14 protein-coding genes are annotated in these 24,884 nt (G+C 34.8%); 13 read left to right on the top strand and 1 reads right to left on the bottom strand.

Annotated features, from left to right (window positions below):
* Positions 1 to 169: 169 nt before the first annotated feature.
* Positions 170 to 1,558, bottom strand: coding sequence for a phosphoglucosamine mutase (gene glmM, locus KZH69_RS17540; RefSeq protein ID WP_219318782.1), 1,389 nt, complete (start codon positions 1,556 to 1,558; stop codon positions 170 to 172).
* 238 nt (positions 1,559 to 1,796) lie between these two features.
* Between glmM and KZH69_RS17535 the strand changes: the two genes are divergently transcribed.
* The 13 genes from KZH69_RS17535 (at position 1,797) to KZH69_RS17475 (ending at position 24,869) form a co-directional block, all read left to right on the top strand.
* On the top strand, positions 1,797 to 2,381 hold the full coding sequence (locus KZH69_RS17535; protein ID WP_219318781.1) for an acyl carrier protein phosphodiesterase: 585 nt from the start codon (positions 1,797 to 1,799) through the stop codon (positions 2,379 to 2,381).
* Complete coding sequence (gene ggt, locus KZH69_RS17530) at positions 2,378 to 4,063, top strand: gamma-glutamyltransferase (RefSeq protein ID WP_219318780.1); 1,686 nt, start codon at positions 2,378 to 2,380, stop codon at positions 4,061 to 4,063. The genes KZH69_RS17535 and ggt (KZH69_RS17530) overlap by 4 nt, the downstream gene beginning before the upstream one ends.
* A gap of 12 nt (positions 4,064 to 4,075) precedes the next feature.
* Positions 4,076 to 5,758 carry a gamma-glutamyltransferase gene (gene ggt / locus KZH69_RS17525; RefSeq protein ID WP_219318779.1) on the top strand — a complete coding sequence of 561 codons (1,683 nt, stop codon included), beginning with the start codon at positions 4,076 to 4,078 and terminating at the stop codon, positions 5,756 to 5,758.
* Positions 5,759 to 5,803: 45 nt separating this feature from the next.
* The gene (locus KZH69_RS17520; protein ID WP_219318778.1) at positions 5,804 to 6,472 is read left to right on the top strand and encodes a DNA alkylation repair protein; all 669 of its coding nucleotides are present in this window, start codon (positions 5,804 to 5,806) and stop codon (positions 6,470 to 6,472) included.
* 198 nt (positions 6,473 to 6,670) lie between these two features.
* Positions 6,671 to 7,834 carry a S1 family peptidase gene (locus KZH69_RS17515; RefSeq protein ID WP_219318777.1) on the top strand — a complete coding sequence of 388 codons (1,164 nt, stop codon included), beginning with the start codon at positions 6,671 to 6,673 and terminating at the stop codon, positions 7,832 to 7,834.
* 59 nt (positions 7,835 to 7,893) lie between these two features.
* Complete coding sequence (locus KZH69_RS17510; protein ID WP_219318776.1) at positions 7,894 to 9,687, top strand: chloride channel protein; 1,794 nt, start codon at positions 7,894 to 7,896, stop codon at positions 9,685 to 9,687.
* A gap of 266 nt (positions 9,688 to 9,953) precedes the next feature.
* Positions 9,954 to 12,785, top strand: coding sequence for an excinuclease ABC subunit UvrA (gene uvrA / locus KZH69_RS17505; protein WP_219318775.1), 2,832 nt, complete (start codon positions 9,954 to 9,956; stop codon positions 12,783 to 12,785).
* A gap of 21 nt (positions 12,786 to 12,806) precedes the next feature.
* Entirely contained in the window at positions 12,807 to 13,025 is a 219-nt protein-coding gene (locus tag KZH69_RS17500) for an addiction module protein (RefSeq protein WP_219318774.1), read from the top strand.
* A gap of 187 nt (positions 13,026 to 13,212) precedes the next feature.
* Positions 13,213 to 13,941, top strand: a complete 729-nt coding sequence (locus tag KZH69_RS17495; protein ID WP_219318773.1) for an LOG family protein — start codon at positions 13,213 to 13,215, stop codon at positions 13,939 to 13,941.
* A gap of 149 nt (positions 13,942 to 14,090) precedes the next feature.
* The gene (locus KZH69_RS17490; protein WP_369410679.1) at positions 14,091 to 16,916 is read left to right on the top strand and encodes a gluzincin family metallopeptidase; all 2,826 of its coding nucleotides are present in this window, start codon (positions 14,091 to 14,093) and stop codon (positions 16,914 to 16,916) included.
* Between the two features lie 187 nt (positions 16,917 to 17,103).
* The gene (locus KZH69_RS17485; RefSeq protein ID WP_219318772.1) at positions 17,104 to 19,512 is read left to right on the top strand and encodes an alpha-ketoacid dehydrogenase subunit alpha/beta; all 2,409 of its coding nucleotides are present in this window, start codon (positions 17,104 to 17,106) and stop codon (positions 19,510 to 19,512) included.
* An 84-nt stretch (positions 19,513 to 19,596) separates the two neighbouring features.
* The gene (locus KZH69_RS17480; RefSeq protein ID WP_219318771.1) at positions 19,597 to 20,274 is read left to right on the top strand and encodes a peptidoglycan DD-metalloendopeptidase family protein; all 678 of its coding nucleotides are present in this window, start codon (positions 19,597 to 19,599) and stop codon (positions 20,272 to 20,274) included.
* A gap of 269 nt (positions 20,275 to 20,543) precedes the next feature.
* On the top strand, positions 20,544 to 24,869 hold the full coding sequence (locus tag KZH69_RS17475; protein WP_219318770.1) for a CheR family methyltransferase: 4,326 nt from the start codon (positions 20,544 to 20,546) through the stop codon (positions 24,867 to 24,869).
* The last annotated feature ends 15 nt before the right edge of the window (positions 24,870 to 24,884 follow it).

The following is a 24,884-nucleotide window of genomic DNA, read 5'->3' as shown; positions in this document are numbered from 1 at the left end:
TGACGTATCGAATAAATACTCTTAGCAAACAAGCGATTGAGAATAGAATTTCCTCTATTCAACAATCGCTTGTCTTTTAAATCTTCAAAATGTCTTGTCTGCATTTTTTTATCTCAAAGATAAAAAAGTTGTGTCCAGACGGTAGCTCTTACGTCGGTTTTTTTTAGTTTTATATTCCAGCTACTGCTTTTATTTCATCTATAATTCGCAAGGCCAAGTCATCTGCCAATTTCTGACTGGACGCCTCGGTATAAATACGAATAATCGGTTCGGTGTTCGATTTTCTTAAATGCACCCAGTTATCAGCAAAGTCAATTTTCACACCATCTATTGTCGTAATATCTTCGTTTTTGTATTTTTCGGTCATCGCGACAAGAATCGCATCAACATCAATTTGAGGTGTTAATTCTATTTTGTTTTTGCTCATATAATATTCTGGATATGATGCACGCAAAGCCGAAACCGACATTTTTTTGTTGGCCAAATGTGTTAAGAACAAAGCCACACCTACCATACTGTCACGGCCGTAATGAGATTCCGGGTAAATTATTCCGCCATTACCTTCCCCACCAATGATTGCGTTGTTCTTTTTCATCAATTCCACGACGTTCACCTCGCCTACCGCACTCGCTTCGTAAGTTCCGTTATGTTTATTGGTCACATCACGCAAAGCACGAGAAGAAGACATATTAGATACTGTATTTCCGGGAGTTTTGCTCAAAACATAATCGGCACAAGCGACTAATGTATATTCTTCTCCAAACATTTCACCGTCTTCGCAGATAAAAGCCAAACGATCTACATCTGGATCGACGACAACTCCCAAATGAGCTTTTTCTTTAACCACTAACTCTGAAATATCGGTTAAGTGTTCTTTCAAAGGTTCTGGATTGTGCGGAAAATGACCGTTGGGTTCACAGTATAATTTCACCACTTCTACACCCATCAATTCTAACAATCTTGGAATAATAATTCCACCTGATGAATTTACGCCATCAACAACTACTTTAAATTTAGCCGCTTTTACTGCTCCAATATCTACTAATGGTAAGTTCAATACTTCATCGATATGAATATCCATATAAGCATCATTTACAGTAATTTCGCCCAAGTTGTCTACATCTGAGAAATCGAAAGCTTCGTCTTCGGCAATCTCAAGAATTTTTTCTCCTTCTGCTCCATTCAAAAACTCTCCTTTTTCATTCAATAATTTCAAGGCATTCCATTGTTTTGGATTATGAGAAGCTGTTAGAATAATTCCACCATCGGCTTTTTCCAAAGGAACAGCTACTTCAACGGTTGGAGTTGTAGATAATCCCAAATCGATTACATCAATTCCTAATCCTATAAGTGTATTGATTACCAAATTGTGAATCATAGGTCCCGAAATACGGGCATCACGACCTACTACTACAGTCAGCTTATCTTTTTTGGAATAATTCTTTAGCCAAGTTCCATACGCCGAAGCAAATTTTACAGCATCAACAGGTGTCAAATTATCTCCTACTTTCCCTCCTATTGTTCCTCGTATTCCGGATATTGATTTTATTAAAGTCATTTTATTGAATTAATGGTTATTTTAATACAAATATAAAAAAGTTGCCGAGTTTCTGAGTTGCTGATACGCTAAGTTTTTATAAAAATAGGTTCTTGAATCCCTGATTTTCTGAGAATATGAAAATCATTCATTTACTCTCTTGTTTTAATTTATAAAATAATCAATAAAAAAGTTTATACATTTACGAATGCAAACTTAGAATCTTTGTTTCTAAAGAACCTTAACAACCCACCAAAAAATGAACTTCCTAGCCCACATCTATTTATCGGGAGACAATGATTTGATAAAAATCGGGAACTTTATGGCGGATGGAATTCGGGGAAAACAATTTGAAACTTATCCATTAGAAATTCAAAAGGGGATTAAATTGCATCGTTTTATTGATACTTATACCGATGCTCATCCTGTGTTTAGGGAAAGCACCAAGCGCTTGCATCGAAATTATCATCATTATGGAGGCGTAATTGTCGATGTTTTTTATGATCATTTTTTAGCCAAAAATTGGAGTAATTATTCAAGTGAAACCTTAGTGGATTACACCGAAAACTTTTACCAATCGTTACGTGATAATTATGATTTTTTATCCGAAAGAACCAAAGGAATGATGCCTTATATGATTGAATACAATTGGTTAGTCAGTTATCAAACCGTTGAGGGAATCAGTAAGATTTTGACACAAATGGACAGTCGAACCAAAAACGAATCTAAAATGCGTTTTTCTCCCAATGAACTTATTGAATATTATACCGAATTTGAGCAAGAATTTACCTCTTTCTTCCAAGATGTCAAAATACAATCCCAACAAAAATTAGAATCCCTATGAGAAAATACATCCTTCTAATTGCAATATTGTTTCTAAGTTGCAAATCGAATGAAAAAGTAGTTGAACCAACAGGTTTAGTGACTTCCAAAGTTATGGTAGTTTCGGCTCGAGAAGAAGCATCTAAAATTGGTGTCGAAATCTTGAAAAAAGGTGGAAATGCTTTTGATGCTATGGTTGCCACCGAATTGGCTTTGGCGGTAAGCCATCCTCAAGCAGGAAATATTGGTGGCGGAGGATTTATGGTTTTTAGAAAGGCTAACGGTGAAACAGGAGCTCTAGATTACAGAGAAAAAGCCCCTTTGTCAGCCTCAAAAGATATGTATCTCGATGAAAAAGGAAATGTCATTGAGGGAAAAAGTACCGAAACAGCTTTGGCCTCAGGAATTCCTGGCACGATTGCCGGTGTATTCGAAGTACATCAAAAATATGGTTCATTACCTATAAGTGAAATTTTAAAACCTGTAATTGCTCTAGCAGAAAGAGGCGTTGTCGTTACTGAATATCAAGCTCAAAGTTTGGCAGATTACCGAGCTTCTTTTATAAAAGCCAACGGACCAAATAGTTTGTTTTCGAAAGTATATAAAGTTGGGGATACCATCAAATATTTGGCTTTGGCCGAAACATTGAAGCGAATTTCTAAAAATGGGGCAGATGAATTTTATAAAGGAGAGACGGCACAAAAACTGGTTACTTTTATGGAAAAAAAAGGAGGTCTTTTTACCCTTGATGATTTGGCTAAATACCAAGCAAAATGGCGAACTCCAATCACTTTTAAATATAAGGATTTAAAGATTACTTCGATGTCACCTCCTAGCAGCGGCGGTATTTGTTTGAAGCAAATTATGAAAATGATTGAGCCGTATGATCTTGCCGAAATGGGACATAATAGCATGAAAGCCATTCAAGTAATTACAGAATCGGAACGTAGAGCGTATGCCGATAGAAACTATTACTTGGGAGATCCTGATTTTGTAAAACTTCCGATGAAAGAATTGCAAGACTCCACCTATTTAAAAAATAGAATGAGCAATTTTTCATTTGACAAAGCCACAAAATCTTCGGATGTTGCCCACGGTACGATTCAAGGTTACGAGAGCAAGCAAACAACCCATTATTCAATAGTGGATGCCAAAGGAAATGCAGTTTCTGTAACGACTACTTTAAATGACAATTATGGTTCTAAAATTTATTGTGATGAATTGGGTTTCTTTTTGAACAACCAAATGGATGACTTTAGTGCCAAAGCGGGTGTGCCCAATTTATATGGTTTGACAGGATCAAAAGCCAATAGCATTGCACCCGGAAAAAGAATGTTGAGTTCTATGTCTCCAACAATAGTTGAGAAAAACGGAAAACTCTTTATGGTCGTTGGAACTCCAGGAGGATCCACTATCATTACTTCGGTTTTGCAAACTATTTTGAACGTTTACGAGTTTGATTTGAGTATGCAGGAGGCGGTCAATTCACCACGTTTTCACCATCAATGGTTACCTGATGAAGTCGTTTTTGAACCGAATTCGTTTTCAAAATCTTTATTGGATGATTTAAAAAAGAAAGGCTACATCATCAATGAAAAAAACAATCAAAATATTGGTGAAGTTGATGCTATTTTGGTACTCCCAAATGGTAAATTAGAAGGTGGAGCGGACAAAAGGGGAGATAATAACGCATCTGGATATTAATCGATTTTAAAAATGAAAAAAATATACATTCCCATACTACTTATCTGTTTAAATAGTTTTGAACAGACAAACACAACAGTCAAAGGTCTTGTTGTTGACAAAGCAATGGTGGTTTCGGCACGAGAAGAAGCCTCCAAAATTGGTGCTGAAATTATGCAAAAAGGCGGAAATGCATTTGATGCTATGGTCGCCACCGAATTGGCTTTGGCAGTCGCCTATCCTTATGCAGGTAACCTCGGAGGTGGCGGGTTTATGGTATTTCGCAAAGCAAATGGTGAAGTTGGCTCGCTAGATTACAGAGAAAAAGCACCATTGGCGGCCACCAAAAATATGTTTTTGGACAAAGACGGAAATGTAATTAAAGGAAAAAGTACTGAATCACCGCTCGCTATTGGCGTTCCAGGAACTATTGCAGGAGTATTTGCCGTTCACGATAAATATGGTTCTATGCCAATGTCCGAAATTTTGAAACCCGTGATTGCATTAGCCGAAAAAGGAGTTATTGTTACTAAAAAACAAGCACAACGTTTGAGTGATTATCATGACGAACTGATTAAAATAAACGGAACAGGTTCATTATATTCCAAACTATACAAAGAATATGACACCATAAAATATCCCGCCTTAGCATCCACTTTGAGAAGAATTTCAAAAAATGGAAGAAATGAGTTTTATAAAGGGCAGACCGCAAAAAAAATGGTTAAATACCTTAAAGAAAAGGGAGGAATTATTACGATGAAAGATTTGGCTAAGTATGAAGCCAAATGGAGAGCTCCCTTATCTTTTACGTATAAAGATTTAAAGGTAATTTCGATGGCTCCTCCTAGCAGTGGCGGTATTTGTCTAGCACAGATTTTAAAAATGATTGAGCCATACGAGTTATCCAAAATGGGTCACAATTCAGCCCAATCAATACAGGTAATTGTGGAAGCCGAACGCAGAGCTTATGCCGATAGAAGTTATTTTCTGGGGGATCCGGATTTTGTAAAAATCCCTTTGAAAGAGTTGATGGATGATAATTATTTAAAAGAAAGAATGTCCAGCTTCAATCTAGATAGAGCAACTTTATCGTCTCAAATTAAAGAAGGAAAAATAACTTATAATGAAAGTACAGAGACTACCCACTACTCGATCGTTGATCAATTTGGAAATGCAATTGCTGCTACGACAACCCTAAATGATGGCTTTGGTTCGAAATATTATTGTGATGAATTGGGCTTTTTCCTAAACAATGAGATGGATGATTTTAGTGCTAAACCCGGTGAACCCAATATGTTTGGACTTGTTGGAAACGAAGCCAACAGTATCGCTCCACAAAAAAGAATGTTGAGTTCTATGACTCCCACAATTGTTGAGAAAAACGGAAAATTATTTATGGTTGTCGGATCACCCGGAGGTTCAACCATTATTACATCTGTTTTGCAAACCATTCTCAATGTTTATGAATACAATTTGGGAATGCAAGAAGCAGTCAATGTTCCGAGATTTCATCATCAGTGGTTGCCAGATGTCATTACATTTGAACCTAATACTTTTGATTCAACCACATTTGAAAAATTAAAAACTAAAGGATACCTTATCAATGAGAAAACAACCCCCGTAATTGGAAAAGTGGATGCTATTTTAATACTGCCTGACGGGAAGATTGAAGGCGGTGCCGATTTTAGGGGAGATGATAAAGCGGTTGGATATTAAAATTTTAGATTGTTAGGTACAGATTGCAAATTGAATTTTTATATTATGATTTTTATTTCCTCTTTAGAAAAAGCTTTTGCAATAAAAAGCAACGCCGGAAATGCAGTTGCTATGTCAAAATACATGAGGAACAACTTTCTGTTTTTTGGTATAAAAACGGAAGAAAGAAGAAGAATTCTTAAAGCTATTTGGGCAGTAAATCAAAGAGAAGTGTCTGATAATACAAGAGAAATTGCTTTGTTATTGTATTCTAAAAAGGAGCGCGAACTACAATATTGTGCTTTAGAAATCGTAATCAAAAACCTCAAGAATAATTATATAAGAGAGGACATTCTGCTTATCGAAAAACTCATCATTACCAACTCTTGGTGGGACAGTGTTGATGTTATTGCCAAATTTATTTTAGGCGATTATTTGCAAAAATTCCCTTTAGAAACAGATTTTGTCATCGCTCGTTTTTCAAATTCAGCAAATATATGGCTCAATCGAAGCGCTATTCTTTTTCAGTTGGGTTATAAAGAAAAAACGAATTTTGATTTATTGAAATCGATATGTGAGAAGCATAAAACATCCAACGAATTTTTTATTCAAAAAGCCATTGGTTGGGCATTGCGGGAATATGCCAAAACAAATCCAGAAGCGGTCAGAAATTTTGTTTCCTGTTCTGATTTAAAAAAATTGAGTAAGAAAGAAGCTTTGAAAAACATCAAATAATATTTATTCTTACCCTATTTGTTTGAGTCTTTTCATTCTTAAATAATCGTATGCCACTTATTGTTTTTAGTTTAAAAAAAATTAAGTAGTTGAAATTAAGTATTTTAAATTTACGTTTGTAAATATTTTAGATTAAAACAAGCGACAATTTAATTAGTACGTTTTCTTTTATTAAATTTGCTATCAAAAATTTAAGAAATGATAGATAATCAAGCTTCGGAAGAAAAATCTAATGCAAACACATTGCAATCCAACAACAAAGGGAGAAATAAAAAGATAGCATTGATTATTGGAATTGTATTTGTTCTGGGAATCATTATTATTCCCAGAGTTTGGGCAAAATTCCATAAAAAAGAAGTAGTTTGTTTAAATAATCAAACTGCAATTTATGAAAAATACAAAGATGCAGTTGTTCTTGTTAAACATACTTATGCTTTGCAAATTTCCATAAAAGGGTCTGAACCCTTTCAAATTACAGTTGACGATAATTCATTTGATGGAAAAACAATTTCAGGAACTGGTTTTTTTGTTTCAGAAGATGGAAAAATTGTCACAAATCATCACGTTGCTGAACCTTGGAAATATACTGAAGACAAAAATGAGGACCTTAGCGATTTGAAAAATCATATCGCAGCTGTTTTGCCTGATTCTATTGATAAAAAAGACTATAAAACCTATCTTGAATTACATTGGAATGACTATTATGGTGATGAAGGTGAAGAAGAATATTCAGAGGAAGATGCTCCGGTAGCAACAACTGCAGAGGCGGTTGCCAATGTAGATTCTACTAGTGTAAATACCGAAGTAAATGATTTGATATCGGATAATCAATCAGAAGAAAAAGCAATAACAAGCCAAATTGTATTCACCAAACTTGAAGATATCGAAATTGTTCCTAAAACCGTTGAAATAAGTGTGGCATTGCATGGTTCGAAAGATGATTGGTTGCAATGCAAAGTTTTAAAAATAGCCGATGGAGACGAAGTGGATGTTGCTATTTTACAACTTACAAGTGAGACATTACCTGCTTCCGTATCGGACATTGTTGATTTAGACAATGCAGTAAAAGATGATTCAAGTATAAAACCAGGAACCAATGCCATTTTGATTGGATACCCAATGGGGCTACAATTAGCGAACACGCGTAGAGGTATCAAAGTGCAAGTTTATGAAGGCCAAATCAATAAAGAATCAGATGGCGTCAGTGTTCAGTATAATGTCACTTCAACTCATGGCGCCAGCGGCTCACCAGTGTTTAACGAATGTGGTCAACTTATCGCCGTCAATTATGCGGGTTATGATGAAGCACAAGGATATAATTTTGGAATAGTTGCTAAACATGCAATGTCTTTGATGGAATAGTTCTTCCTTTTTTATATTAAAAAAGCTTATTTTTGTGATAAACCAAGTTTAAAGATACAATGTTTAAAAAGTTTTTTTCAAAAATAGAACAACTGCTTGCTCTATCCCAGTCTGCATTTAGCCCAAAGCAATTTATCTTTTTATCGAGTGTCTTGGTTGGAATTTCATCTGCTACGGCAGTAATTATTCTAAAAACATTCGCACACTGGGTATTTAGATTTGCAACCTATGTGACGATTCATACCAATTTTTTTAAGATAGGCCTTCTTAAAATAATGCTCCCCGTAATTGGTATTATGCTTACGGTGTTTGTAATAAAACGTTTTTTAGGAGGAACAATTGAAAAAGGTACCTCTCAGATTTTATATGCGGTTGCAAAAAAAGCAAGTATCATTCCCAGAAAACAAATGTATGCGCAAATTGTTACGAGCTCACTTACTGTGGGTTTGGGAGGTTCAGCTGGATTGGAGAGTCCTATTGTAATAACTGGAGCTGCTTTCGGTTCCAATTATGCTCAAAAATACAAACTGAATTATAAAGACAGAACCTTACTCATTGGTTGCGGTGTAGCCGCTGGAATAGCCGCTGCTTTTAACGCTCCTATCGCAGGAGTTCTATTTGCCATTGAAGTTTTGTTGGTCGATGTCAGTATATCCGCATTTACACCCATAATGATAGCTGCTGCAACTGGAGCTTTGGTATCAGCAATTGCATTGGACGAAACGATTTTATTAAATTTCACAAGCAGACAAACTTTCAATTATCACAATATTCCATATTACATCCTTCTTGGCACATGCACTGGATTTGTTGCCGTTTTTTACGCACGAAATTTTCAAAGAACAGAACATTTTTTCAGTCACATCCGGTTTTCACCTTATAAAAAAGCGCTTTTTGGGGCATCTATTTTAGCCCTTTTAATATTTATTTTTCCAACGCTCTTTGGTGAAGGATATGAGAGCATTAGAATATTATCAGATAAAGACCCAAGTGAATTGCTAGAAAACACCCTTTTTAGAGGATTTAGAGATAATAGTTGGGCATTGTTGGCTTTTGTCGGCTGTTCTTTTATGCTAAAAGCGTTTGCAACAGGAATAACTTTGGGAAGTGGCGGTAATGGTGGAAATTTTGCTCCCTCCCTGTTTTTAGGTTCTTATGTTGGTTTTTTCTTTTCTAAACTATTGAATTTAATAGGCTTAACAAATTTACCTATCAGTAATTTTACAATGGTTGGTATGGCTGGTATCTTAAGCGGATTGTTTCATGCACCTCTGACCGCGATCTTCTTAATTGCTGAAATTACTGGCGGTTATGGTTTGATGATACCGCTTATGATTGTATCTTCTATTAGCTTTGCTATTTCAAAACGATTTGAAGTGCATTCTTTGGATGTTAAGGGATTAGCAAAAAAAGGACATGTATTCACCAGTAATAAAGATGCCAATGTGCTTTCAACTTTAGACACAAATGCCATCATACAGAGAGATTATTTAACCATCTCACCCGAGGAGAATCTCGAAAAATTAGTTGATTTGATATCCCATTCCAATCAAGTTATTTTTCCCGTAGTTTCAAAAGAAAATCGGCTATTGGGAATTGTTCATTTTAATGATATTCGAGAAATTATTTTCAATTCCTACCGTGTAAAATACACTTTAGTCAAAGAAATTATGACTGACCCAGTTGCTATAATCCATCCTTCAAATAGTATGGAAATCGTAATGGATAAATTTGAATCATCCAAAAAAGCCTTTCTTCCAGTGGTAAGTGATGATAAATACTACGGTTTTATATCCAAATCGGTTGCCCTTGAAGCGTATAGAACCAAGTTAAAATCGATGACTATAGAATAATTTGGGCGTGTCCCCGTTGAGCAAAGGAGCTAATTTAAAGTACCGCTTATTTAGCTCCTTTGCTCAACGGGGTCGGGCTATCCGCGCTACTTTGGTAGCTAGCTTCTATCCCTCACGCACATATAAGATCAATTTAATAAACAACGAGATTTTGTTTTTTCAAGAACTTATAAATCAAAAATTAATCCTCTTTTTTAACACAAACTTCCATACTGTTCTATCAAAAGTAGCAATCAAAATGGTAACTTTGCTTTTTTGCAAAAATTATGCTAGATACAGACAATACGATTGAAGTTCAAGGTGCCCGCGTTCACAATCTAAAAAATATAGATGTTTCCATTCCCAGAGAAAAACTGGTAGTTATTACCGGACTTTCGGGCTCTGGAAAATCCTCTTTGGCATTTGATACCATTTATGCCGAAGGACAACGTCGGTATGTAGAAACCTTTTCTGCTTATGCGAGACAATTTCTTGGCGGATTAGAACGTCCCGATGTTGATAAAATTGATGGTCTCTCCCCTGTTATTGCTATCGAACAAAAAACGACGAGCAAAAGTCCACGTTCTACAGTGGGAACCATTACTGAAATTTATGATTTCCTCCGTTTGCTTTATGCTCGTGGTGCAGATGCTTATAGTTACAATACGGGCGAAAAAATGGTCTCCTACTCGGATGATCAAATTAAAGATTTGATTATTCAGGATTTTACTGGGAAAAGAATTAACATACTCGCACCGGTTATTCGTGCCAGAAAAGGACATTATGCCGAGCTTTTTCAGCAAATAACCAAACAAGGATTCCTCAAAGTTCGTGTCAATGGAGATATTCTGGACTTAGTTTCTGGAATGAAATTAGACCGTTACAAAACTCATGATATCGAAATTGTTGTGGACAGAATAGTAATTGAAGATACTCCTGAAAACGAAAAACGTCTGTCAGAAAGTATCAATACTGCAATGCACCACGGTGAAAATGTGTTGATGATACTGGACCAAGACACGAATGAAGTACGCTATTTTAGTCGGAATTTGATGTGTCCTACTACTGGAATATCCTATCAAAATCCAGAACCGAATTTGTTTTCTTTCAATTCTCCAAAAGGCGCCTGTGATAATTGTAACGGATTGGGAACTGTCAATCAAATTAATGTTAGCAAAATTATTCCGAATCCAAAATTATCCATCAAAGCGGGTGGTTTTTCACCTTTAGGCGAATACAAATCATCCTGGATTTTTAAGCAATTGGAAATTATCGGAGAAAAATATGGTTTTAAACTGACCGATGCCATCGAAAAAATTCCGGCAGAAGCCATGGAAATGATTTTGAATGGCGGGAAAGAAAAGTTTACCATCAATTCTGAAGTTTTGGGCGTTGCGAGAGATTATAAAATTGATTTTGAAGGAATCTCCCATTTTATAAAAAACCAACACGACGAAAGCGGTTCAACTACTATAAAACGTTGGGCTTCGGCTTTTATGGACGAAGTAAAATGTCCGGTTTGTGAAGGCTCCCGTTTAAAAAAAGAGGCCAATTATTTTAGAATAAACGAAAAAAGTATATCCGAATTGTGTGATATGGATATCTCGGATTTGACCGCTTGGTTTTTGGAATTAGATCAACATTTATCCGATAAACAAAAACGTATTGCAACCGAAGTAATCAAGGAAATCAAAGATCGATTGGCGTTTTTGATGAATGTTGGTTTGGATTATTTGGCTTTAAGCCGAAGTTCCAAATCGCTTTCGGGTGGCGAAGCACAACGTATACGTTTGGCGACACAAATTGGTTCTCAGTTGGTGGGTGTTTTGTATATTTTGGATGAACCAAGTATAGGTCTGCACCAAAGAGACAATGACAAATTGATTCATTCTTTAGAACAACTGCGTGACATCGGAAACTCTGTAATCGTGGTGGAACACGACAAAGACATGATTGAACGCGCCGATTATGTGATTGATATTGGTCCAAAAGCAGGAAAATATGGTGGTGAAATCATCAGTATTGGAACTCCTGCTGAAACGTTGGCATCCAATACGATTACGGCTCAGTATTTGAATGGAAAAATGAAACTCGAAATACCGTCAAAACGTCGTGAAGGAAACGGAAAATTCCTGAAACTCACTGGAGCCACTGGAAATAACTTGAAAAATGTAACGATTGATTTGCCTTTGGGTAAAATGATTTGTGTGACTGGCGTTTCGGGAAGCGGAAAATCGACCTTAATTAATGAAACCCTCTACCCTATTTTGAATGCGTATTATTTTAATGGGGTCAAGATACCGAAACCATATAAAAAAATTGAAGGTTTAGAACATATCGATAAAGTGATTGATATTGACCAAAGTCCGATTGGAAGAACACCACGCTCGAATCCTGCAACTTACACCGAGGTTTTTACCGAAATCCGAAACCTGTTTACGATGACTTCAGAGAGTATGATTCGGGGTTATAAAGCAGGACGTTTTAGTTTTAATGTCAAAGGCGGACGTTGCGAAACCTGTGAAGGTTCTGGAGTTCGAACCATAGAAATGAATTTCTTGCCCGATGTGTATGTGGAATGTGAAACTTGCCAAGGAAAACGCTTTAACAGAGAAACATTGGAGATTCGCTACAAAGGAAAATCCATTTCGGATGTGTTGAATATGACGGTGGATGAAGCGGTTCCTTTCTTTGAAATGATTCCCAAGATTTATAGAAAAGTAAAAACCATTCAGGATGTTGGTTTGGGCTACATCACACTTGGTCAACAAAGCACCACGCTTTCTGGCGGCGAAGCGCAACGCATCAAACTGGCAGGAGAATTGTCTAAAAAAGATACCGGAAATACATTTTATATTCTGGACGAACCTACAACAGGTTTGCATTTTGAAGACATTCGAGTGTTGATGGATGTGATAAATAAGTTGGTCGACAAAGGAAATACGATTTTGATTATCGAGCACAATATGGATGTTATCAAACTAGCCGATTACATTATTGACATAGGTCCAGAAGGAGGAAAAGGTGGCGGACAGCTTGTGGCCAAAGGAACACCAGAAGAAATTGTAAAAAATAAAAAAAGCTATACGGCACAGTTTTTGAAAAAAGAGTTATCTTAGATTAATATAAAATTATCCGCTATGAGTAGTTTAAGTCTAAAAGTCGATTTGGATTTCCAACAGTTATTGGATGTTGTTAAGCAATTGTCTCCATCAGAAAAATTAAAACTAAATGAAGCTATTTGGGATAATGATAGCGAGATTCCTTTGGAACATCAACAATTGGTTAATGATAGAATTCAAAAGAGTAAAGCAAACCCAAGTAGAATGTTAAACTGGGATGAAATTAAAAGCCGGTAAACTCTGTAAAAATGTTCACTAAATATTAAAACCAAAACTTAAATTGAAAAACGGATGCCCTAGCCCCGATAGAAGTGGAAATCCTTATGAGCTGGGGTTCGGCTCATAAGATTGAAGCGAATAGCGGTAAATAGCTCCCCTTCGACTTCGCTCAGGGTTAAATAAATATAATAAGAATAAAATTAGTATGAGATTAGAAGATTTTGACAACGACGAAGACAGAGTAATCCAAGATAGATTGAAGCAAAAAACTTGGAATGATGTTAAAAGTAATGACAGTTGGGCGATTTTTAAAATTATGTCCGAGTTTGTAAATGGATATGATGCAATGAGCCGAATTGGACCTTGTGTGACTATTTTTGGATCGGCGAGGATTAAACCAGAGGATCATTATTATTTATTGGCCGAAAAAATTGCTTTCAAAATCAGTAAAGCGGGTTATGGCGTGATTACTGGTGGTGGTCCCGGAATTATGGAAGCAGGTAACAAAGGAGCTCATTTGGGCGGTGGAACTTCGGTGGGGCTGAACATCGAATTGCCTTTTGAGCAGCATTTTAACCCTTATATTGACAGAGATAAAAACCTAAATTTTGACTATTTCTTTGTTCGAAAAGTAATGTTTGTGAAATATTCGCAAGGATTTGTGGTGATGCCAGGTGGTTTTGGAACTATGGACGAGTTGTTTGAAGCGATTACTTTGATTCAGACAAAAAAGATTGCTAGGTTCCCCATTATTTTAGTAGGAACTACATTTTGGTCCGGCTTAATCGATTGGATAAAAGCAGTTTTAGTAGAAAGAGAGCATACAATAAGCCCTGAAGATTTGAACTTATTTAAACTTGTAGACACTGAGGATGAAGTAGTTGATGTACTGGATAAATTCTACAAAAAATATGATTTGAGTCCTAATTTTTAATACAGAAAGCCGTCTCGTCCCAGAAGACGAGTCGGCTCTTTTAATTTAACGTATATTGATGTATTTTGACTAATTAATACTGAACTTTTCTTAATTTTTTGTAACTTGTTTTAGTTTTATATTTTTCAGTTAACTTATACATCCCCAAATTGAAAACTCATTATAAAATCCCCCTGTTTCTTATTGTTTTGTTTGTTTTCCAAAAACAATATGCACAGCATCACTCCAAGATGTCTGTAGTTGTGAATATGGAAGCCAAAACCCTAACAGTTGATCAAGAAATTACTTTTTATAATCAAACCAATGACACTTTAACATCTATTGTCTTAAACGATTGGAATAATGCTTTTTCGGAAAAAGAAAGTCCGCTGGGAAAACGTTTTTCGGATGAATTCTACAATAAGTTTCACATGGCTCTGGAAGAAGATCGCGGAGGAACTATTAATTTATATATTGAAGACACAGATAAAAATGCTTTTGATTGGGAAAGAACCAAAATGAATCCTGATTATGTCAAGGTTTTATTGAAAAGAATATTAGTTCCAAACCAAAAAGTAAAATTACATCTTAAGTATATTTCGAAAATTCCTAGTGACAAATTCACTAAATATGGATCTTTTGAGCATTATGGCATGCATCTTAAAAACTGGTTTCTTACACCTTCTCGCTATGAAAGGCATCAATTTGTACAATACAGCAACGAAAATCTTGATGATATAGCCAATGCCGTTTCAGATTTTGATATTGATTTGAAAATTCCACTCAAAAATGCCATTACTACGGATTTGGCAATTAACAATTTAGTAATTACTGAACAAGAAACTGGTGTTAATCTCACGGGCAAAAACAGAGCTGATTTTGAACTTATTATAGAAAAGGAATCGAGTTACAGGAGCTATAAAATTGGTGATTTGGAAGTCATGACCAATATTAGTTCCGGAAGATTTAATGATTCTTTAAAAGCAGGCATTATCAAAAGAATTGTAGATTTTGGCACTAACGAGATTGGAAAATATCCATATGATAAAATAATCATTTCGGAAGCGGACTATGAAAAAAATCCATTTTATGGATTGAATCAATTACCCAAATTTATGCGACCTTTTCATACTGATTTTATATTTGAAATAAAGTTTTTAAAAACCTATTTGAATAATTACCTAAAAAATAGTTTGCAATTGGATTCCAGAAAAGACAATTGGATTTATGATGGAATTCAGGTGTTTACAATGATTAAATATATTAAAAAATACCATCCGGAAAGCAAGATGATGGGATCGGCATCCAAATACTTTTTGCTCAAAGGATTTAAAATGGCCCAAACTGATTTTAACGAGCAATACAGTTATTACTATATGCTGATGGCCAGAAAAAATCTGGATCAGCCCCTAAATGCGCCCAAAAATAAGTTAATAAAATACAATGTTCAGATTGCCAATAAATACAAAGCTGGCTTGAGCTTGCAATATTTAGACGACTATCTGGGCCAAGGTTTGGTTTCATCCGGTATCCAGCAATTTTATGTTTTAAATTATGAAAGACAAACCAACAGAAGTGATTTTGAAAACCTCTTAAAATTAAATTCTCCGAAAAATATTGACTGGTTTTTTAATTACCTAATAGATAGCAGAGAAAACATTGATTATAAATTTGGAGACCTTTCTAAAACAAAAGACAGTATAACTTTTACAGTAAAAAACAAAGGAGTTCCATTGGTTCCGATGCCGATATTTGGGATTAAAGACAAGCAGATTATTTTTAAAAAATGGCTTGAAACCAATGAAATTGATACTACATTGACATTAGAAAGAAAAAGTGTAGATAAACTAGTGCTGAATTATAAAAATGAAGTGCCCGAATTCAATTTGAGAAACAATTGGAAATCATTGTATTCATTTTCACTAAACCGCCCATTGAAACTCACTTTTTTTCAAGATCTGGAAGATCCGCACCGCTCTCAATTATTCTATGTACCTACCCTATTTTATAATAAATACGATGGTTTTGCGCCAGGAATAAATTTTTACAACTATAGTTTTTTTGATAAGCCATTTATGTTTAGTTTGAGTCCGATGTACTCTATCAATACCAAATCAATTGTTGGGAGTTATTCATTTGCAATAAATCAATATTTGAGAGAAGGAAGATTATACAATATCCGGTATTCTTTAAACGGATCATATTACCATTATGCACCAGATGCTGCATATTCAAAATTGTATCCAAGTTTATCATTATACTTTCGGGAACCCAGTTATAGAGACAATAGAAAACAAGCAATATTTGTAAAATATAATATAATTAACAAAGAGCCATCAGCTATTGTAATTGACAGTACTGACAATTATTCTATTTTAAATTTGAAATATTCAAATGTAAAAACGGAGATCGCAAGTCATGTTAAATTTTTAGCGGATGTTCAATTTTCTGGTTATTTCGGTAAAGCGTCGGCTGAAATGGAATACCGTAAACTATTTAAAGATAAGCGTTATTTTAATGTTAGGGCATTTGTAGGTACTTTTTTATACAATACCAATGACACTCAAAACTACAATTTCGGTGTTTCCAGAGTGAATGATTATTTGTTTGATTATCCCCTTTATGCACGATCTGATGAAACTGGATTATTAAGTCAGCAATACATTATGGGGCAAGGAGGGTTTAAATCGTTCGTTAGTCCATCGGAATCCAATCAATGGTTGGTAACAACAAATTTGAGTTATAGTCTATTATGGAATTGGGTAGATGCCTATGCCGATTTTGGTTTTGTAAAAAACAAAGGAATGCGAGACACCCTTATTTATGATAGTGGAATACGACTTAATTTAGTTCAAGATTACTTCGAATTATTCTTTCCTGTGTATTCTTCCAATGGATTTGAAGCAACCCAAAAAAATTACAGCGAAAAAATACGATTTATCTTTATTTTCAATCCAAAATCATTAATTAATCTTTTTACCCGAAAATGGTTTTAATTCAAAACAAAAAGTTTAAAATATTAAACTTTTACTTAATTTTTTAAGTTAAAATTACATATATCATAAAAATATATATGTTTTACTGGAAATTATTTCATAAAAAATTACAAAAATACAGAATCGTATAATGATATATACATAGTTTTTGATTACTTTTGCGCCATTAAAGCTATACTTTTAAATTATGATAAAAGAGAAAGTCAATACTAGTTTAACATTTGAAGATTTTAAAACTGAAGTCTTAAATGATTACCGAATTGCCATAATAAGCAGAGAATGTAGTTTATTAGGCCGTAAAGAAGTATTAACTGGAAAAGCCAAATTTGGTATTTTTGGAGATGGCAAAGAGGTTCCACAACTTGCAATGGCCAAGTGCTTTAAAAATGGAGACTTCCGCTCAGGTTATTATCGCGACCAGACCTTTATGATGGCGATAGGCGAATTAACCATTCAACAATTTTTTGCTGGTTTATATGGTCATACCGATATTGATCTTGAACCAATGTCTGCAGGAAGACAAATGGGAGGTCACTTTGTAACCCATAGTTTGAACGAAGACGGATCTTGGAAAAACTTAACACAACAAAAAAATTCTAGCGCCGATATTTCCCCTACTGCTGGGCAAATGCCAAGATTACTTGGACTGGCACAAGCATCAAAAATATACAGAAACGTTCCGGGTATTCCAAATGCTGACCAATTTTCTATAAACGGAAATGAAATTGCATGGGGAACTATTGGAAACGCCAGTACATCCGAAGGATTATTCTTTGAAACCATTAATGCAGCTGGAGTATTACAAGTACCAATGGTGATGAGTGTTTGGGACGACGAGTACGGCATTTCGGTACATGCACGACACCAAACTACAAAGGAAAGTATTTCTGAAATTTTGAAAGGATACCAAAAAGACGAAAATTCGAATGGTTTTGAAATACTAAAAGTAAAAGGTTGGGATTATGTGGATTTGATTGCTACTTATGAAAAAGCAGCACAAATAGCTCGTGAAAATCACGTTCCTGTTTTGATTCATGTTAATCAACTTACACAACCTCAAGGGCACTCTAGTTCTGGTTCGCATGAAAGATATAAAAATGCAGCTCGTTTGGCATGGGAAAAAGATTTTGATTGTATTCGTCAAATGAAATTATGGATGATTGCCATCAATATTGCGTCACCAGAAGAAATAGATGCTATTGATTTAGAAGCCAAAAAAGAAGTTTTTGAAGGTAAAAAAGCAGCTTGGAATGCTTTTATCAGTCCAATAGTAGAAGAGCAAAATGAATTAATCGCTATTCTGGAACGAGTAGCCGTAACCAGTGTAAAAAAAGACGAGATTCTTAAAACTATTTCTAGTTTAAAAAGTATTAAATCTCCTTTGAAAAAAGAAATATTGGTGGCTGCCCGTAAAACATTACGACTAATTATCAATGAGGAAGACAAATTAGAATTATCCAGTTGGATCAATAATTATATCAAAAAAACACAAATCAAATTCAGTAGTAATTTATTTTCTGAATCGAATAAAAATATATTTTCAGTTAAAGAAGTTTTACCTCAATACCCTGATCATTCTGCGGAAGATACCGATGGCAGAATGATTCTAAGAGATAATTTCGATGCTATTTTCTCTAAATATCCGGAAACTTTAATTTTTGGAGAAGATGCAGGAAATATTGGTGATGTAAACCAAGGTCTTGAAGGAATGCAGGAAAAATATGGAGAATTACGCGTTGCCGATGTTGGAATTCGTGAGGCTACCATATTAGGACAAGGAATTGGAATGGCATTAAGAGGATTACGTCCCATTGCCGAAATTCAATACTTAGATTACCTACTATATGCGATCCAAATCATGAGTGACGATTTAGCTACTTTGCAATACAGAACGGTTGGTAGACAAAAAGCACCACTTATCATTCGTACTCGTGGACATCGTTTGGAAGGTATCTGGCATTCTGGTTCTCCAATGGGCATGATTATCAATGCTATTCGAGGAATCCATGTCTTGGTGCCAAGAAATATGACACAAGCGGCTGGTTTTTATAACTCTTTATTGGAATGTGATGAACCTGCTTTGGTTATCGAATGTTTGAACGGTTATAGATTGAAAGAAAAAATGCCTTTGAATTACGGTGAATTCAAAACCCCAATTGGTGTAGTAGAAACATTGAGAAAAGGAACCGATATTACACTTGTTTCTTATGGATCAACATTAAGACTAGTCGAACAAGCTGCTAAAGAATTATTTGAAGTAGGTATTGATTGTGAGGTTATCGATTTGCAATCCTTACTTCCATTTGATATTCATAGTGATATTGCTAAAAGCATTGCAAAAACCAATCGATTATTGGTAATTGACGAAGATTTACCGGGTGGAGCTTCTGCTTATATTTTGCAACAAATTGTAGAACAACAAGATGCTTACAATTATTTAGACAGCAAACCCCAAACTTTGACTGCCAAAGCACATAGACCTGCTTATGGAACAGACGGTGATTATTTCTCCAAACCTTCCGCAGAAGATATTTATGAGAAAGTTTATGAAATGATGAACGAAGTAAATCCTTCAAAATTTCCAAGTTTATATTAAGTAAAAAATACAATATTCAAAAATCCATTCGCAACAACGAATGGATTTTTTTTTATCTTTAGTCAAACTTATTTCCTTTCCCAAATGACACCATTAGAAACTTTATTTTCAGATTTAAAAAACATCAAAGTTATAGACAGCTCTATTCCCTATTCCAAATATGTTTCTTTGGATCTATCAGCTTCCAATCTGGAATTGAATCAACTAAATATTTCTGATGCAACTGAATTTGAAAAATACATAGAACAGCTTTTAGCCAAAAATAAAGCCTCTGTAGCTTATGGTGGTTATAATGAAATACGCAATTTATACAAAAGAAGTACTGCTTTTAATAATTCAGACACTGATGAACGCAATATCCATATCGGGTTAGATTTATGGATTAGAGCAGGAACTCCTGTTTTGTCAGCTTTGGATGGAAAAGTACATAGCTTTCAATACAATAATAATCTCGGCGATTATGGCCCAACAATTATATTGGAACATCAATTAGAAGAACACGTTTTTTATACATTGTACGGTCACTTAGCATTAGAAAGTATTGCTGGTCTTAAAGCAGGGGATTTTTTTGCAAAAGGACAGCAATTAGCTTCACTAGGAGAACCCACAGTAAATGGAGATTATGCTCCACATCTACACTTTCAAATTATAAAAAACATTGAACACTATTACGGTGATTATCCTGGTGTATGTAGTAACAATAAACTGCCTTATTATTTGCAAAACTGTCCTGACCCCAATTTATTATTAAAGATTTACTGACTAATCTTCCGTTCAGGATTATTAAATAATGTATAGAACACAAAATAATCTGATTAGTATTTGTAGCAATTATTCTACTGTTTCAAAGCTTTATTCTATTTTTTCATGCAATAACTAGGCTACTAAACTTACGATTCCAGAAAGATAAATCCTTTATTAATAGTTATTGGTTTTAGTTATAACTACATTTGATATGGATATTCCCTTTTATGGGATAGGTCAAAGAGAATATTTCTTTTTACTTAGTTGTCCAAAGTAAATATTGGTACATGAAATCAATTTCGACCATAGACAACAATAGTTTACTTAAAACACAGCCTATCAAAAGATCATTAGCAACAAAAGAAATAAAAATCTCAAAGGTCAATGCAAATAACCTTCAGTTTTCAAAGCAAGGGAAACAAGAAAAATCTTTTACTGTCGTAGCTATTGGTGCATCTGCAGGCGGTCTTGAAGCGGTTACTCAATTGTTGAAAAACCTTTCTCCCACTACTGGTATGGCTTTTATCTATGTCCAACACCTAAGTCCAGATCATAAAAGTTTACTTGATAAACTTTTATCTAAAGTGACTCAAATGGATGTTCAGGTGATTGACGATATGGAATTGCTGAAACCCAATAATTTCTATGTTATTCCAAATGATAAAGAAATTGAAGTAATAGACGGGCATATTAAGCTAGTGCCCCGACCTAAAAACCGAACATCAAACTTTTCTATTGATTTGCTTTTTTCCTCCTTGGCCGAAACACACCATGAAAATGTAGTAGGTGTAATTTTGTCAGGATCAGCCAATGACGGCACTCGTGGATTAAAAGAAATCAAATTGGCAGGCGGTATTACTTTCGCCCAAGATGAGTCAGCAAAATTTAGCAGTATGCCAAATTCTGCGATTGCTGCAGGAATTGTTGATTTTGTATTACCACCAGCAGCAATTGGAATTGAACTGACACGAATAAGTCAGAATACTAGTCCGGAAAAAATACCCGAAACCGAAATTGATAATAGTAATCCTGAATTGAAGGTTATTCTACAGCTTTTACACAAAAGAAAAAATGTAGATTTCAGTCACTACAAAATGAATACTATCAAAAGACGAATGCTTCGCAGGATGTTAGTTCACAAAATTAAAACTTTAAAAGAATACTCTGAATTACTTATAAATCAAAGTAATGAGGTTGATATTCTTTATCAAGATTTATTAATTAATGTAACTACTTTTTTTAGGGACAGCGAACCTTTTTTACATTTAAAAAATGTTATTTTTCCTAAATTACTGGAGAATAAAACTACAGGTGAAACCCTTCGAATATGGGTAGCCGCTTGCGCCACCGGTGAAGAAGTGTACTCAATCGCGATGATCCTGTTCGAATTAGAAGAAAATGATCCAACTAGAATTCCTTTTCAAATTTTCGCTTCCGATCTTAGCGCCGATGCCATACGTATAGCTCGAATTGGTGAATATACAACTACACAACTAACAACCGTTTCTCCAGAAAGATTACTCCATTTTTTTGTAAAATCAAAAAACAAATACCGTATTTCAAAACAATTAAGAGATGTTTGTGTCTTTGCCAAACACAACATTTTGCGCGATCCTCCCTTTTCAAGAATGGACTTTATAAGTTGCAGAAATATGCTAATTTATTTAGATACCACGGCTCAGAAAAAAGCTATTTCTACTTTTCATTATGCACTAAACGATGGTGGTTGCTTGATGTTAGGAAAATCAGAAACTATTGGAACAACGACTCAGCTTTTTACTATTCTCGATAAAAAATTTAAATTTTATTCCAGAAAAAAAAATTCAGGATTACGTACCATCCCAGATCTTACTTCAAACCTTTCTCATTCAGCCATGCCAGATAAAAATACAATACCAACTTCGACATTCAAAAAAGTATCTACATCCGTAAACGGTACTATCGGAATGGTTTTTGATACCGTTTTGCTTGAACATCATGTTCCTGCCAGTGTCATCATTAACTACGATTTGGAAATTTTGCAATTTAGAGGCTCAACGTCCTTGTATTTACAGCATTCACCAGGTAAAGCCAGTTTTAATATTTTGAAAATGGCACATATCGAAATCTCATTTGAGTTGCGAAATGCCATTCATCATGCTGTTAAAACAAAACTTCCCATCCGGAAAATGGGAATTGAAATGAATCGGAATCCAATTGATAATACTATTCAAATTGTAAATATCGAAGCCATTCCGTTAAATATTGAAGGGGAAGAACCCTTATTGATTGTTATTTTCACAGGATACATACAACATGAAACAGAGGAAGAATCAATAAAAGGAGAACAAAACAACACCATTGCAAAGGACCGCAGAATAAAAAAACTGGAAGAAGAACTTGCAGCAGCCCGGGCAGATATGGGATCTATCACTCATGACCAAGAGGCTGCTAATGAAGAATTGCAGAGTGCCAACGAAGAAATAGTCTCAAGTAATGAAGAATTGCAAAGCTTGAATGAAGAACTCGAAACCTCCAAAGAAGAAATTGAATCAACCAATGAAGAGCTGGTAACAAGTAATCAAGAATTGCACTCCAGAATACAGCAAGTCGAAGAATTAAATCAATATAATGAAGCCATACTTTCGACCGTTCATGAACCCGTGCTTATCCTTGATAAAGACATAAAAATAAAATCAGCCAATAAATCATTTTGCAAAACATTTCATGTAACCGAAGAAGAATGCATTGGAAAATCATTATATAAATTAGGGAATAACCAATGGAATATTCCAAAATTAAAAGTGCTAATAGAAGAAATTGTTTCAGAAAATAAGAACTTTCATGATTTTGAAGTAGAGCATGTTTTTCCGATTATTGGCAAAAAAATAATGTTGCTCAATGCCCACCGCATCATCCAAGCACGAGAAAATGAAGAATTGATTGTCCTTACGATTATTGACATTACCGATGTTCGAAATCTGGCAATTGAACTCCAAATCAAAGAGAAAAAAGTATTGGAAGTACAACTTGAGGTTGAAAAAAAAGCACTTAGATTAGTTGAGGACAGTAACAAACGGTATAATATGATGCTGATGCATTCTCCTTTTTCTTTTGCTATACTAAAAGGAAAAGATATGCTCGTTAAACTTGCCAATGACAGTATTAAAGAACTTTGGGGAAAAGGAAGTGCAATAGAAGGCGAATCTCTTTTCGCAATTTTACCCGAATTAAAAAATACTGCACAGCCAAAAATGCTGAACGAAGTGTACACGTCCGGAATCCCGCAAGAAGAATATGAACTCCTAATACCTATTATGCGCAACGGCCAATTAAAAGATGCCTATTTCAATTTTGTGTACCAGCCTTATCTCGATGCCGATGAAACCATCGTGGGCGTAACCATTATTGCATACGAAGTTACAGCTCATATTAATCTAAAAAATGAATTAATTGAAGCCAAACGCATTGCGGAAGAGAATACAAAAATTGCTGAAAATGCTTTAAAATCCAAACAACAATTTTTATCGAATATGAGTCATGAGATTCGGACACCGATGAATGCAATCATTGGTTTTACCAATGTAGTATTGAAAACCGATTTGAATAAAGAACAAAAAGAATTCATTACAGCCATAAAATCTTCAGGAAGTGCATTAATTGTTTTAATAAATGACATACTGGATCTGGCCAAAGTAGATGCTGGAAAAATGACATTCGACAAAAAATACTTCAATATCTTTGAATCTATTGCGGATATCTTTTATTTATTTGAGTCTAAATGTTCTGAGAAAAATTTAAAATTAGAACAGCAATATGATAGTAGAATTCCCGAATATATTGTGGGCGATAGTATGCGTTTGAGACAAATTATTTTGAATCTGATAAGCAATGCCATCAAATTTACGGCAAAAGGGCGAATAATTTTGAGCGTTCAAATGCTAGAAGAAGATGCTGAAAGAACGACAATTGAGTTTACTTTAACAGATACCGGTATTGGAATTCCTGAAAACAAACTAGCGCATATTTTTGATAATTTTGAACAGGCCTCTACCGAAATTTCTCGATTATACGGAGGCACTGGTTTAGGACTTGCCATTGTTAAACAACTAGTTGAACATCAAGGCGGAACATTAATTGTAAAAAGTGAAGAAGGAAAAGGTTCTACTTTTGGCTTTGTTATGGACTTTGAAAAATACTGCGATGAAACTCCTGTAGAAACAGAAAATAGTTATAATGTCATAGAAGGATTTGAAAATGTAAAAATTTTGGTAGCAGAAGATGTACCGTTAAACCAGCTTTTAATAAAAATAATTTTAGAGGAATTTGGTTTTCTTTGCGATATAGCCGAAAACGGCAAAGTAGCCATACAAAAACTAAAAGAAAATAATTATGATATTATCCTGATGGACATTCTAATGCCCGAAATGAATGGTATTGAGGCTACCGATTACATTAGGAATACGATGGATTCCAAAATTCCAATCATAGCTCTTACAGCAGATGTAACCACTGTAGATGTGCAAAAATCTAAAAATGTCGGTATGAATGATTACATCTCAAAACCCATTGATGAAAAGCTTTTGTACGACAAAATTATCAAACAGCTTAAGAAATCAATGACTAAAAAATAGTTCTTGGTAAAATGG

It is taken from the genome of Flavobacterium taihuense (assembly GCF_019351435.1).
Lineage (GTDB): Bacteria > Bacteroidota > Bacteroidia > Flavobacteriales > Flavobacteriaceae > Flavobacterium > Flavobacterium taihuense.
The sequence above is the reverse complement of the archived record's forward strand: the minus strand, read 5'-3'. Positions and strand labels throughout refer to the sequence as shown.

What these genes read in the sequence shown, in the direction of transcription:
- glmM (WP_219318782.1), bottom strand. Translation starts at nt 1,558, where the DNA reads ATGACTTTAATAAAATCAATATCCGGAATACGAGGAACAATAGGAGGG.
- KZH69_RS17535 (WP_219318781.1), top strand. Translation starts at nt 1,797, where the DNA reads ATGAACTTCCTAGCCCACATCTATTTATCGGGAGACAATGATTTGATA.
- ggt (WP_219318780.1), top strand. Translation starts at nt 2,378, where the DNA reads ATGAGAAAATACATCCTTCTAATTGCAATATTGTTTCTAAGTTGCAAA.
- ggt (WP_219318779.1), top strand. Translation starts at nt 4,076, where the DNA reads ATGAAAAAAATATACATTCCCATACTACTTATCTGTTTAAATAGTTTT.
- KZH69_RS17520 (WP_219318778.1), top strand. Translation starts at nt 5,804, where the DNA reads ATGATTTTTATTTCCTCTTTAGAAAAAGCTTTTGCAATAAAAAGCAAC.
- KZH69_RS17515 (WP_219318777.1), top strand. Translation starts at nt 6,671, where the DNA reads ATGATAGATAATCAAGCTTCGGAAGAAAAATCTAATGCAAACACATTG.
- KZH69_RS17510 (WP_219318776.1), top strand. Translation starts at nt 7,894, where the DNA reads ATGTTTAAAAAGTTTTTTTCAAAAATAGAACAACTGCTTGCTCTATCC.
- uvrA (WP_219318775.1), top strand. Translation starts at nt 9,954, where the DNA reads ATGCTAGATACAGACAATACGATTGAAGTTCAAGGTGCCCGCGTTCAC.
- KZH69_RS17500 (WP_219318774.1), top strand. Translation starts at nt 12,807, where the DNA reads ATGAGTAGTTTAAGTCTAAAAGTCGATTTGGATTTCCAACAGTTATTG.
- KZH69_RS17495 (WP_219318773.1), top strand. Translation starts at nt 13,213, where the DNA reads ATGAGATTAGAAGATTTTGACAACGACGAAGACAGAGTAATCCAAGAT.
- KZH69_RS17485 (WP_219318772.1), top strand. Translation starts at nt 17,104, where the DNA reads ATGATAAAAGAGAAAGTCAATACTAGTTTAACATTTGAAGATTTTAAA.
- KZH69_RS17480 (WP_219318771.1), top strand. Translation starts at nt 19,597, where the DNA reads ATGACACCATTAGAAACTTTATTTTCAGATTTAAAAAACATCAAAGTT.
- KZH69_RS17475 (WP_219318770.1), top strand. Translation starts at nt 20,544, where the DNA reads ATGAAATCAATTTCGACCATAGACAACAATAGTTTACTTAAAACACAG.